We start from the raw sequence: 13,654 nt of genomic DNA on the forward strand, positions 1-13,654 counted from the left end.
CGAGACCTAAACGTCAAACCCCAGGTGGCAACCCCAGGTGGCACTAGGTCAAGTCCCAGGTGGCAACCCCAGGTGGCACTAGGTCAAGTCCCAGGTGACAGCCCCAGGTAGTGCCAGGCCAGCACACCACCCAGCAGGTGAGGCTACTTCACCCGCTCCTTGCGCAGTTGCACCACGGCTTCAATCTCCAGCGGTGCCAGCTCGGAAAGGGCGATGCCCATTGCCTTGGCCAGCAGCAGGTCCGCGAGCTGCGGATTGCGGGCCAGCACCGGGCCGTGCATATAGGTGGCGATGACGCTGCCCTGCACTGCGCCTTCGGCATCTTTTTGCTTATAGTCGCCGGCGATATCCGCGGCCTTGTAGGGGTCGCAGTTGCCCATGCCGTGGGTGACCTTGCCCAGGGGCTGGGCACTCGCGCCGAGGAGAGTGGCACCCATGTGGTTTTCAAAACCATTGAGTGGTTCGCTCAGCTCAGCGGTGATACCGGCGCGGGTCGGGATGGATTGGGATTCGCCGATGGCGCGGTTGTCGAGGGAGACGGTGGTGGCATCGATAAGCCCGACGCCGTCGACGACGCGGCCACCGGCGCGGAAGGACTCGCCGAGGACCTGCAGCCCGGCGCAGATCGCGAGGACGGGGCGGCCAGCCTGGGCAGCGCGGGTGAGGCCCTGATCCCTGATGAGGTGGTCTGCCGCGAGGATCTGGGCGGTGTCCTCACCACCGCCGAGGCAGTAGAGATCAAAGTTGGAGGGAACCGGCTCATTGAGCTTGACGGTGTGAATCTGCGCGGAGATGCCACGCATCCGGGCGCGTTGGCGCAGGACCAGGGCGTTGCCGTCATCGCCGTAGGTGCCCAGGACGTCGGGGAGGATGAGCCCGATATTTAGCTCAGTCATTGGCGTTCTCCTTTTCCAGGGCCTTCTTCAGGTCGCGGAATGCGGTGTAGTTGGCGAGCACCTCAACCCGCCCGGTGGGGCAGGCGCGGATGGCGGCGACAGGGTCACGGTGGTAGTCATGGTCCACGCTGGCGTAGGTCAGGCGGACGGCGAGGTCGGTGCCTCTTTCCCCGGCGGCCTTGACCGAGAGCGTCTCGAAGTCCTCGAACTTCACGTCCCAGAGCCAGGAGAGGTCCTCACCATCGGCAACCTGGCCGTTGACGGCGATGACCAGGCCCTCGGCGGAGCGGTCAACCATGGACAGGGCCTCCTGCCAGCCGGCCGGGTTCTTGGCCAGCAGCAGGTGGACGTCACGGCCCTCGAAGTGGATGGTGGAGTAGCGTCCGGCGACGGACTCCACGTCCTCGGCGGCGGTGACCGCAGCCGCAAAGGGGATGTTGAAACCTTCGACGGCGGCGGCGATCGCCTGGGCGGCATTGCCGCGGTTCGCGCGGCCGGGGAGCTTCAACTCCAGGGAGGCCCGATCGGTGGGGGAGACGAGACCTTCGTCGGTGACCGCCCAGGTGGGGGTGGGGCGGCGGAATTCGCGGCCGTCGCGAAGCTTTTTCAGGGCGTACCAGTCATCGCCATCGCGGACGATGTGGCTCTCGGTGCGCGGGCAGGTGACAGAATCGCCCACCCAGCCAGCACCGGCGGAGACCCAGAGGACCTTCTTGGCGTCAAAGGCGACCGAGGTCATGAGCACATCATCGCAGTTGGCCACCACCAGCATGTCCGGGTTGGCGGCCACACAATCACGCAGGGCGCGTTCAATCTTGTTGATCTCACCGACGCGGTCGAGCTGATCGCGGGTGAGGTTGAGCAACACCAGCACCTGCGGCTGGAGCCGCTCAGCGACCTTGGGGACGTGCAGCTCATCGACCTCGAGGACCACATGGCTGGCCTCTCGGTCCGCCATGAGCGCGGAGATGATGCCCGCGTCCATGTTGTCACCACCTTCATTGGTGGCCACCCGGTACTTCGAGCGCACCGCGGCCGCGAGCATCCGGGTGGTGGTGGATTTACCGTTGGTGCCGGTCACCAGCATGGTGGGGCGATCGCCGCCGAGATACTCCATGATGCCGGGGTCGATGGCGTTGGCGATCAGGCCGCCGATCATGCCACCGGCGCCGCGACCGCTCAGACGGGAGGCGGTGGTGGCTAATTTCGCTGCCGTGACCGCTGCCCGGGCCCGCAGGCGCCAGACTGCAGAAGGTCGTTCAGAACTCATGGGTACAGCCTAGTCCGCGGCACGGACCCCCGGGCTGCGGACAGGCCCGTTCTGCGGCTAGTCTTCCCGCGGCTCATCCGAGCGGACCCGCTGTACCGCCCGCATGAAGGCGACATCGGACAACAGGGGAATGCCCTTACGATCTGCATGCATCGCCTTACCCTGCAGGTCACGGGTCTGGTTGCACACCACCACGGAGGTCTGGCGGGTCAGCTTCTCGGAGTAGGCGAGTTCCTCACGCAGGCAGGCCGCGATGATCTCATTGGGATCCATCTCGATCTCCGGGGAAACCACCACCTCCATGCCCTTGCGCAGGGACTTGCCGGGAATATAGACGCCGGGGTTCTCCAGCGGGCGCGGCGCCTCGACAGCGTCGACCCGCACAGCGGAGCGCTGCAATCCGAACTGGTCGGCCCGCAGGTCTCGCGGCACCCGGGAAGAAAGCTCCCCAGCATCGCGCTGCAGCAGGTAGATGTCGATGATCAGCTCAGTGGTTTCGCGGCTGACCTCGACCTCCTTGCGCATGGCGCGTTCCACGGAGGCCACCGGCGAGGTCGCTTCCAGGGACAGTGCCGCAGCGACCCCGGCGATGCGGGTGTCCGCCAGGACCATGCCCTGGCGCCGCGCGGTCGCGAGCGTATCGACGATCGCGGCAGGCCGGGGTACATGCCCGACCCGGTGTCGGCGGTGACGACCCCGGCTCCGGTTGCGGGAACGGTTGGCCCGGGCTGCGGAGTTCATCGCGCGCCGGGCCTCGGCGACAATGAATCCCCAGGTCCGGGGGCCGCGGTGGACCACGAGGGTGCGGTCATCCATAAGCTTGCCCAGGACCTTGAGTACCTGGGCGAAGTTGCGGCCGCCGGCGATGTCCTCGGGGGTGAGGCCATGCAGGTGGAAGGGGCCGGGATCCTCACCGGGGTTGATGATGGCGTGGAATTCCTCCCCGATCTCACCCTCATCATTGAAGGTCAGGGCATCAATACCGATGACGCGAGACGTGCTGGGGTGGATACCGGAGGTCAGCAGGTAGACCGCGACATAGGGGAAGGCATCGACCTCGGCCTGACGCTGGCGGGCACGATCGGCGCGCTCGGCGTCCTTCTCTGCCTCGGACTTTCCTTCGTTGCTTCGGTGCTCGGGGCTCCCGGTCTCCCGGGGGCCCTGGGAGCGGTCGGGGCGGGAGGTAGCGTCCCGGTGTTCCGGCTCCCCGGCGGTGCTTTCGGGGTTGACTGGGTGGTTCATTGTTCTGAGTCTAATTGGCTGACCCGTCCCATGGGGCACTCGCCGTGCCTTGTGAATACTGTCGCGCTGAGGAATGTCGCCCACCCCATCAGGAGATCCTTCATTCGGACCCATGAACTGACTATCTAGAGGTTCTTCCTTCCGCTTATCGACGTCCCTCCCGCCCGGACCCCGGGTGGGAGGGGAATGACTTCGGCCCCGCACCTGGAAACCAGGTGCGGGGCCGAAGTGCTGGGGACTCGCGGGCGTCGATAAGCGGCTTAGACGCCGCCGCCCAGGCGGGAGGCCTCCAGGTGCAGCGAGCGGTTGATGGCGGAGGTGACTGCCTTCAGGGAAGCGTAGGTGATCGAACCTGCGATGCCCACGCCCCAGGTGGTGGTGCCATTGACCTCGGCGTAGATGTAGGCCGCTGACTCGGCGTCATCGCCAGCGGTACGCGAGTGCTGGGAGTAGTCCTGCACCTCGACATCGATACCCAGCTGTTCCAGGGCATTGGCATAGCCCGCGATCGGACCGTTGCCGTGGCCCACGACGGTCTTCTCCTCGCCATCGTGGATCAGATGAGCGGTGACCGTGGCCTCCTCGTTCTCAGTCTCGGCATTGTCGACCTTGACCGAAACCAGCTCGAGGACATCGGAACGATCCAGGTACTCGGTGGCGAAGATGTCCCACATGTTCTTGGAGTTGACCTCGCCACCCTCAGAATCGGTGACAGCCTGCACCACCGAGGAGAACTCGGGCTGCATGGCACGGGGCAGGTTCAGGCCGTGATCGGTCTTCATGATGTAGGTGACACCGCCCTTGCCGGACTGCGAGTTCACGCGGATCACGGCCTCGTAGTCACGGCCGACATCCTTCGGGTCGATCGGCAGGTAGGGAACCTCCCAGGTGGTGCCCTGCAGCTCCTCCCAGGTGACCTCGGTGCTGTCCGCACCGTGCTTGACCTGGGCTGCCATGGCATCCAGTCCCTTGTTCACGGCATCCTGGTGGGACCCGGAGAAAGCGGTGAAGACCAGATCGCCGCCATAGGGGTGGCGTTCCGGAACACGCAGCTGGTTGCAGTACTCCACGGTGTCGCGGATCTGCTGAATATGAGAGAAATCAATCTGCGGATCCACGCCCTGGGTCAGCATGTTCAGCCCCAAGGTGACCAGGCAGACATTGCCGGTGCGCTCACCATTGCCGAAGAGGCAACCCTCAATACGGTCCGCGCCGGCCTGGTAGCCCAGCTCAGCGGTGGCCACACCGGTGCCACGGTCATTGTGCGGATGCAGCGAGAGGATGATGGAGTCACGCTTGTTCAGGTTGCGGTGCATCCACTCGATGGAATCGGCGTAGATATTCGGGGTGGTCATCTCAACCGTGGACGGCAGGTTGATGATCATCGGCTGCTCCGGGGTGGCCTCCATGATATCGACCACGGCATCACAGACCTCCTTGGCGAAGTCCAGCTCAGTGCCGGTGTAGGACTCCGGGGAGTACTGCCAGCGCCAGTTGGTGTCCGGGTAATCCACGGCGATGGACTTGATCAGCTCAGCAGCATCGGTGGCCAGCTTCTTGATGGCCGGCTTATCCTTGCGGAAGACCACACGACGCTGCAGCTTCGAGGTGGAGTTGTAGAAGTGCACGATCACGTTATTCGCACCCTCACACGCCTCAAAGGTACGACGGATCAGGTGCTCACGGGCCTGCACCAGCACCTGGATGGTGACGTCATCCGGGATCATGTTCTTCTCGATGATCTCGCGGACGAAATCAAAGTCAGTCTGGGAAGCGGAGGGGAAACCTACCTCGATCTCCTTATAACCCATCTTGACCAGCAGCTCGAACATGCGGCGCTTGCGCTCCGGGGACATCGGATCGATCAGGGCCTGGTTGCCGTCACGCAGATCCACGGCGCACCACTGCGGGGCGACGGTGATCTTCTGGTCCGGCCAGGTGCGGTCCGGCAGCGAGATATCCTCCACCTCCTGGGCGAAGGTCAGGTAACGGTTCACCGGCATGGAGGAGGCGCGCTGTTTGTTCCAGGGAGCCTGGTTCTCACCGCGGGGACCGGTAGGGGTACGGATCTCAGAGGGAGCGGAGATAAAAGAGTCGTTCGGAGACATTTGTTTTCCTTCGTGGTTTTGCGGCTACATCAAAACTGTAGCGCTGTTGCGGGCCCACGACCGGCAACACAAACTCCGCGACGGGGTGCCGGTCGTGTTCAGACCTTCTGGGACCCGCCGCGGCAAAGAAGGAGGTTTGCTCGCTGCGACATAAGGTTCAGGATACACCAAAGGTTCTTCCGGCAAAGCAAAACGGGGCGGTTTGAACGTGATCCAGGTTACTGGGGTGGGGGATGCGGTTGATCTGGTGAGAAATAGATAAGAAGAAAGTTTATCTCTGCGCTTTTTCCAGAGATTTTTCAGTTCACTCTGGCATGCTTGTTTTGTTCGTCGGGCGATAAACGGTTCGAGGTGTTATCTTCTTTCCGGCGGTTTAAATCCGCTTGTCCAGTGTCTACTTACTGTTGACGAAGTTCTGGGGCTTGTATCCATCAGGGGTGGTGGATCAAAATTCGGGAAGAATTTCTGAAAGGTCATGAAATGAGAAAGCGCTTATTTTCGGGGAAAGAAAATCGTGATAAAGCGGCAGACTGGGTGCCAATCCTGGTCATCACCGCAGTCATCGCACTGATATTGGCGCTACTACCAGTTGGTGCCTCGCAGGCCGGGGCAGAAGAAAGCAACATCGTAGCAACCGAGGGGATTGGTGAGCGGGGCTCAGAAGTGGGGGATGAGGGATCTGAGCTCGGGGGAGCTGAGGGGGAAAGCGCTGGAGATGGGGAATCGGGGAATGTCTTCGCTCGATTCCTCAACGTCCTGCTTTCGCCCTTTCAGACGGATGAGGGGCGCGACATCAATGACCATGTCCGGATAACCAACCTCTCGGTGGTCAACTCGAAAAGCCCCAACGATGACATTCACGTCGGAGATTCAGTGTTGGTCCAGGGCGAGTTCGTATTTGAGGACCTTGGCCGCGAGGGGGCACTGAGCGGGGACTACTTTGACCTGCCGGTTCCGGGGTTGCTGAGGTGGGATGACATCCCCTTCGATCTACTTGGGCCGAATAAGACATCTTGGGGTGAATGTTCTCGTCGTGTGGGGACCGAGGACTTCAGGTGCGTGCTGAATGAAGAGATTGAAGGCCTTATGGGAATTGCCGGAGGGTGGGAGGGGGCCGCCTTTGCAGCGCATGAGGGTCAACTCTTTGAAGGCTCCATTGTTCTGCCTTCTGGAGAGGTATCTTTGGGGATCGCCAAGACTGGTCAGATCAATACTGGTCCGGCTGTTTTCTCTGGAAGCATGGGGTTGGAGACTGAATTTGATGCGTACAGCACCATTACGTGGAAAGTAATTGTCGATGGTGAAGACCTAAAAGATCTCAGTGAGGATCTGGTCCTTTTCGATGAGTTTGACCGTGCGGATGTCTCTAAAGAGCAAAAGATCTGTGAGCTTCCGGAGGGGGCTTCCCTCGAGGATCGGCTCAACCTGGATCTGCTTTATCCGATTCAGCCGGTGATTACGGAACGCGATGGCGGAATCGAATTTCGATTCTCGCATCCCGATACATCAAAAGGCTTCGGGAATCGTAGGTTGGATCTGAGGTTTACTCTCTGCACTTCCTCGGGTGATATGGACCCGGTGGGCACTAAATATGACAACCACGTCCTCGCCACCTCTTTCATGGGGGATGAGTCGGTGCAGGCTGAATCCGAGTTCAGTTTCACTCAGAATCAGCAAAATAGTGGGTATATCGAGGGGGCACTTTCAGGCACCTTCAGCTTGCAGAAGCAGATTTCCGTCGACTCCGTTTTTATTCCAGAGGACACGGTCTTCGCGGTTCAATACGAGGAATTTGCGCCGGGGGTTGATCCAGCAACCGGTGAGGCCGCATCCACAGGCACCTTGAGCGTCCTGGCGGATGGCACACCTGTATCTGGTGAGAATGCGAGGGAAGAAGGCTGGACGATTCGCCTCACCGAGCCGACGTTCCCTGAGATCCCGGGCATTGAATTCGGTGATCCGGTCTTCGCTGCAGATCCGGATGCCGAAGAATCACATGTGGAGGTTCTCGATGGTGGCAAGACCGCGCTGGTCAGGATCCTTCCTCGCGCTAATGTTCTGGTGACTTTGACGAATACCGCCAGGAGTACCGCCGAGCCGCGTATCGGGACCGTCGCCAAGGTGACGGGTGCGGAGAAACTGCCGGTGATCGGTGGGCAGGTCGTGGATACCGTCAACTATGTGGACCTGCAGCCCAATGCTGAGTATCAACTCAGCGGTGAACTCATCCACGTGGACGCAGGCGGCACCCCAACACCTACCGGCATTGAGGCCACCAGTAGCTTCACCACCGGTGAAGCGGCTGAGGGTGAGAATGTTGTTTCCGGTTCCACAACCGTGACCTTCGATATCACTGCCGCAGCGGCCGCGAAGTATGCCGATGAAAAGCTGGTGGTCTATGAAACGCTCCGGGACACGGAGGGCAATACCGTTGCGGAGCATAAAGACCCGGCTGATGTGGCGCAGACCTTCGAGGTTGAGAACTTCCTTCCGGACATCGGGACCTACGCCAACGTGACCGGTGCCAGGATGCTGCCGGTCACCGGTGGGCAGGTCGTGGATACCGTCAACTATGTGGACCTGCAGCCCGACACCGAGTATCGGATCAAGGGTGAACTCGTCCATGTTGAGGGTGAAGGTCAACCAATGCCCACCGGTATAGAAGGAACCGGTACTTTCACCACGGGTGCTGCGCCCGAAGGTCGTTTCACCGTGGCAGGCTCGACCACTGTCACCTTCCAGATCTCCGAGGCTGAAGCGAACAAATATGCCGGTGAAAAGCTGGTGGTCTATGAAACCCTTCTGGACACCGAAAACAATCTGATCGCTGAGCATAAAGACCCCAATGATGAGGCACAGACCTTCGAGGTCGAAGATTTCCAGCCGGAGATCGGCACTACCGCCGCGGTGACTGGTTCAGAGACCAAGACTTTGTTGGTTACCGGCGGCGAGGTCGTGGACACCATCACTTACCGAGACCTGCAGCCCAACACTGAGTACCTGCTCACCGGTGAGCTCATCCACGTCGACGGAAAACCAATGCCCACCGGCATTAAAACCACCGGCACGTTCACCACCGGTGAAGCTTCCGAAGTCCGTCTCACCGTAGATGGCTCGACCACCGTCACTTTCGAGATATCGGAGGCTGAGGCACACCGGTACGCCGGCGAGAAACTCGTCGTCTATGAATCCCTACATGACACCGAGGGCAATCTGGTGGCCGAGCATAAAGACCCCGATGATGAAGCTCAGTCCTTCGAGGTCGGGGAGTTTGAACCGTGGATCGGTACTACCGCCACAGTGACGGATTCCGAGGACAACATTCTGCCGCTGAGCGGTGGGGAAGTGGTGGATACCGTCGAGTACCACAATCTGAAGCCGGACACTGAGTACCGCCTCGAAGGCACGATCGTGCAGGTTTCCGCAGATGAGAGGGTGATCCCGACCGGCATCACCGCCACCGGCACCTTCACCACCACAGAAACGCATGGTCATGCGGAGGTCATTTTCACTATCACCGCAGCACAGGCGGCGGAATATGCCGGTGAGAAGCTCGTCGTCTATGAAACGCTTTTCGACGCCACGGGCAACAAGGTCGCCGAACACCGAGACCCAGAGGATCTGGCGCAGACCTTCCGGATCTTCCACGAAGAGGAGGAGGAACCGCAGCCCAAGATCGGCACTACCGTCGAGGTTCCCGGCTCTGAAGCCAAGGAGCTACCAATTACCGGTGGTCAGATCGTTGACACCGTCGAGTACGAGCAGCTGCAGCCGAACACCGAATATCACCTCGAGGGAGAGATCAAGCATGTCACGGCAGCTGGCACGGTGAATTCGACCAGTATCTTTGCCGAAGCGACATTCATCACCCCGGACGCACCTGCTGGCCAGGCTTGGGTCTCCGGCAGCACCACGGTCACCTTCGAGGTGCCAGCTGCCATCGCCAGGAAATTCCGAGGAGAGAAGCTCGTCGTTTTTGAAACCCTCTTCGATATCAACGGCAATCTGGTCGCTGAGCACCATGATCCGGAAGATCCGAAGCAGACCTTCACTGTCGAGGAACCGGATACACCACCAACTCCACCAACACTGACCACCACAACAACCCCGCCGGTCCCATCTACGCGGACCACTCCGCCCACGCCACCAGTCCAAACCACTCCGCAGAATCCACCAGCCCCGCCGGTAACCATCATCAAGGCCGTCGAGGGGCCGAAATCTGCGGAGATCGAGGCCAGCGGTGCTGAGTTTCAGGTCCGTGCCAGTTGGACTGACCCAGATGGAAAGAACCAGACCAAGGACATCATCTTGAAGCCCGGCATCCCAGGCGAGTTGATCGGACTGCCGGTCAATACCGAGATCACCCTCAATGAGATCGGTGCCCGTCCAAAGGTGGCGAACATCCATTGGGCGGATGTCGTTTGGTCCGGCACCGGTGTGGAAGATGAGAGTGGGCAGTCCACCTCTGCGACGATTCTCATCGAACCGGGTAACACTCCGGTGGAGATCGGCCTGCTCAACAAGACCAGTTCCCGCAGTCTGATCATCATTCCCTTGCCGATCCCTCCGCGTGAGCTCGTGCCGCCCACCCCGGAAACTCCACCGGCTCCGGAAGTTTCGACAACCCCCGAAACCCCCGAAGCCCCGGTGACTCAGGAGTTCGCGAGCGGGGTGCTTGCTGCTGAACCCGTGAAGCCAGTTCCGCCTGCGCCGAAGAAATCACTCGCCAATACGGGAGCCAACGTCGCGCTGCTATCGACAATCGCGCTCATTCTGCTGGCGGTTGGAGCGGGGATTGTTCTGCGCGGTCCAAAGCGAGAGAACTGATCGATTGAGAGCGGAATCAACCTGGGCAGGTGGCAGAGGGAGATTCCCTCATTGGAACCCTCCGGCAGACGTTGTACATCGGCTGTTCTGGGTTGCACATTGAGTCGGTGCAACCATTCCAAGTTTATCGGTCGAGGACTGGATAGTCGGGGTGGAGCTCTTAGGGAAGCTCAGCGAGCTTTTCGACGGCCGCGTCGACACTAGCTGGGCTCGGCCCCTCGGGATATCTCGAAGAAATTTTCCTCGACCGACCACCTCAGGTTCAGTGCCCCTAATTTAAGGGGCCTCTGAACTTGGGCCCCAGGAATATCGGCCACCGCATATCGGGGGTGGTAATTCTCGAACAGTACCCTCCCCTCAGGCAATGAAAATAATACTCCAGAAAATTCCTAGAAAATCCATTTATTTAATCATATTATTAAGGTTTTTCCTCTTATTACTGCAGGTAGGGAGGTTGATAGTTAGATATCCTTAATATTGACCTCTACTGGGGTGCTGAATGGATGAGACTTGAGGGGCGCATATAAGGTGAAACGGTTAAAGTTTTAAAAGACAGAGACGGGGGTCACTGATATCCTTCTCTCAGGTTCATCCAAGGGTCGATCCTGTGAAAATTTTGATGAGCCCAGCCATCCCAGATTTCTGAGATCGAAAGTGAAACAAATTAATGCGTATTGCGAAACCCTCTAAGTCCATGAGCCGCTGGATGCGTCTTGGCATTGCGACCATCACCAGCACCGCCCTCGTCGGTGGTGCCTTGGTCGTAGCTCCCTCCCACCCGCTGCTGAGCGCTAACCAGGTTGCCAGTGCGCAGACTGTTCCAGTTGAGGCTGATGCTTATGCATTTGCTGAGCAGCTCAACCTGTCGGCCCCCGGTATCAAGGGCCTGCTCACCACCGGAGACCCTCGTGGCGTAGATCAGATCTTGCAGCTGCTCGAAGCTGAGCAGGCCTGGGATGGTGACGAAGACAACGGTCAGAATGCTGATATTTCCGATATTGAACTTGAATTGCTCAGTGCACTGAACATCAAGGTGGGTGTAACCACTATTCCGTTGATCGGTAACACTGGTCTACTGCGTGGCGAGCTTGGCGCACTGCGTGCTTACGCTAACGCGCCTGCAGATACCGAAGCGCGCGCAGCTGTTGGTCTGATCACTGACACTGGTGCGCTGGATCTCAGTGGTACTGGCACGGGAGCCAATGCAAGCCTGGATCTGACCAGCGTTCTTGGACTGGATCAGGCAATCGCACCTCTGCTGGAAGAAGCTTCTCTGAACCTGGGTGCACTAAGCTCCACGGCCTCGAAGACGGACGGTATCCTCAGCAGCGATTACCAGATCGCTGAGGCTGAGGTCGTCATTGATTCTCCCTTGGTGGGCGAGGCAATGACCAACGTGCAGGGGCTGGTGGGGGCCCTAGATGGTACCCTCAATGGCCTGCTCGGGCAGCAGGGCGTGCTCAGTGGTGTCTTTGACCTTGTGAACGGGCTCGGAGCAATCATCGGCACCGGGCTGGATGTCTCTGTTGAGGTTCCGCTCCAGGATATCGTCGATGAACTGGTTGAAGAACCGCTTAAGGACCAGAGTGGCCTGGTTTCCATTGATCTGAACGATGGTCAGATCCGTGTTGATTTGGCAAAGCTGCATGGTGGCGACCTCAACAACCTGCCGGCGAACACGAAGCTGCTGACTTCCACGCAGCTGGCTCGGATCACTAGTACTGTCACTAGCCTGTTGACTGATGGTGCTGCCCAGAATCCGAACGGTCTGAACGCCCGTCTGGAGAACGTCCTCATGGGAACTGCAGAGCGCGGCGGCCTCTACGGTACCGAGGTGCAGATCGAGCTCAATCTTCTTGGAGCACTTGCAGGGCTGGACCTGCGGACCACTCTTGGTGGATTGCTCAACGAAAGCGCAACCGAGGCTACCTCTGAGGCCGCTTACAACGCTGATAAATACAACACCTACTTCCAGGAAACCCGTGGCATTGGAAGCCTTCTGGGAGACCTGCTTGACCTGGTGAGGCCGATCCTCGGCGCGGTGGGCACGCTCGTTGAGGGACTTCTTTTCGGTGATGGGGCTCAGAATGGATTGCTTTCCGGACTCCTGGGCAATGTTCAGAGCCAGGTCATCGTACCGCTCTTGCAGCGCCTTAACCCGCTTCTTGAGGGTGTTCTGCAGCCGCTTACAAACGTAACTGTGAACAAGCAGGAGACGACGGACAGTCTCTTCAAGGTTTCTGCACTGGAGCTTAACGTCCTGAGTGGTCTCTTGATCCTGCCGATTGCGACTTCCGCAGTCTCCGCATTAGGTGAGACCACCACCACCGAGACCCCGGACCCAAGCGAGACCCCGGACCCGAGCGAAGACCCGGACCCAAGCGAGACCCCGGACCCGAGCGAAGACCCGGACCCGAGCGAAGACCCGGACCCGAGCGAAGACCCGGACCCGAGCGAAGACCCGGACCCGAGCGAAGACCCGGACCCGAGCGAAGACCCGGACCCGAGCGAAGACCCGGACCCGAGCGAAGACCCGGACCCGAGCGAAGACCCGGACCCGACAGACACTGATGAGCCGACTCCCACCACCACCCCGGGTGGCTCCTCTGATGGCAGCTCCAACAACGATGGAACCGCAAACGGCTCCTCCGAGTTCCTGGNACCCGGACCCGAGCGAAGACCCGGACCCGACAGACACTGATGAGCCGACTCCCACCACCACCCCGGGTGGCTCCTCTGATGGCAGCTCCAACAACGATGGAACCGCAAACGGCTCCTCCGAGTTCCTGGAGAAGTGCCTGGCTTCCCCGGCTGGTGCCATCGGTGGCCTGCTGGCTGTTCTGGGTACTGCCGCTGCCATTGGTGGCCCGGCTCTTGAGCCGATCATGAAGGCTGTTGGTGGCGAGCTGGATGCGCAGCTGCGTTCCATGATCGCTGCTACTTCAGGTGATCAGCCGGCGTGGGTTCAGGGCATCAACAAGGGCCTGAACGATGCAGCTAACGCCGTGGATTCCCGCATGGTCTCCTCCGCGCTGTTCGCTACCGCAGTTTTGGCACTGGTTTCGGTTCCGGTTCTCTGCGAGACCGAGGGTTCCAGCACCTCCTCTCAGAACTAGTTTCAGACTTCTCGGTGGCATACCTGGTTGCCACCGGGAAGTTCAGCGGGTTAGTTGATCGCTGAACTCCTTGAGAAAATGTCCCGGGTGGGTCTACAAAGACCCACCCGGGACATTTCTATCTTCAGCCTCAGCCCGGGAACGCCGCCAAGCCCGTACCTGCGCGCGCATCAGCGCGCTCGGGGCGTCGATAAG

The 13,654-nt window shown here is 60.1% G+C and carries 6 protein-coding genes; 2 read left to right on the top strand and 4 right to left on the bottom strand.

Going from position 1 to position 13,654, the window contains the following annotated elements; genetic code table 11:
• Positions 1-143 precede the first annotated feature (143 nt).
• The 4 genes from ACTU46_RS15570 to leuA form a co-directional block, all read right to left on the bottom strand.
• Positions 144-896, bottom strand: coding sequence for a type 1 glutamine amidotransferase (locus ACTU46_RS15570; RefSeq protein WP_443383627.1), 753 nt, complete (start codon positions 894-896; stop codon positions 144-146).
• Positions 889-2,166, bottom strand: coding sequence for a MurT ligase domain-containing protein (locus ACTU46_RS15575; RefSeq protein WP_443383630.1), 1,278 nt, complete (start codon positions 2,164-2,166; stop codon positions 889-891). Before ACTU46_RS15575 ends, ACTU46_RS15570 begins: the two co-directional genes overlap by 8 nt.
• 57 nt (positions 2,167-2,223) lie before the next feature.
• Positions 2,224-3,408, bottom strand: coding sequence for a DNA polymerase III subunit epsilon (locus ACTU46_RS15580; RefSeq protein ID WP_443383633.1), 1,185 nt, complete (start codon positions 3,406-3,408; stop codon positions 2,224-2,226).
• 260 nt (positions 3,409-3,668) lie between these two features.
• Positions 3,669-5,516 carry a 2-isopropylmalate synthase gene (gene leuA, locus ACTU46_RS15585; protein WP_443383635.1) on the bottom strand — a complete coding sequence of 616 codons (1,848 nt, stop codon included), beginning with the start codon at positions 5,514-5,516 and terminating at the stop codon, positions 3,669-3,671.
• Between the two features lie 534 nt (positions 5,517-6,050).
• Here leuA and ACTU46_RS15590 point away from each other — a divergent pair.
• Positions 6,051-10,343 (top strand): VaFE repeat-containing surface-anchored protein, encoded by a 4,293-nt coding sequence (locus ACTU46_RS15590; RefSeq protein WP_443383637.1) that lies wholly within the window; start codon positions 6,051-6,053, stop codon positions 10,341-10,343.
• A 706-nt stretch (positions 10,344-11,049) separates the two neighbouring features.
• Positions 11,050-13,044, top strand: a complete 1,995-nt coding sequence (locus tag ACTU46_RS15595) for a choice-of-anchor G family protein (protein ID WP_443383686.1) — start codon at positions 11,050-11,052, stop codon at positions 13,042-13,044.
• The last annotated feature ends 610 nt before the right edge of the window (positions 13,045-13,654 follow it).

Origin of the sequence: Corynebacterium sp. A21 (assembly GCF_052266655.1) — a bacterium.
Lineage (GTDB): Bacteria > Actinomycetota > Actinomycetes > Mycobacteriales > Mycobacteriaceae > Corynebacterium.

Excerpts from the sequence above, each read along its gene's own strand:
- leuA (WP_443383635.1), bottom strand. The coding sequence starts at position 5,516 with ATGTCTCCGAACGACTCTTTTATCTCCGCTCCCTCTGAGATCCGTACC.
- ACTU46_RS15575 (WP_443383630.1), bottom strand. The coding sequence starts at position 2,166 with ATGAGTTCTGAACGACCTTCTGCAGTCTGGCGCCTGCGGGCCCGGGCA.
- ACTU46_RS15580 (WP_443383633.1), bottom strand. The coding sequence starts at position 3,408 with ATGAACCACCCAGTCAACCCCGAAAGCACCGCCGGGGAGCCGGAACAC.
- ACTU46_RS15570 (WP_443383627.1), bottom strand. The coding sequence starts at position 896 with ATGACTGAGCTAAATATCGGGCTCATCCTCCCCGACGTCCTGGGCACC.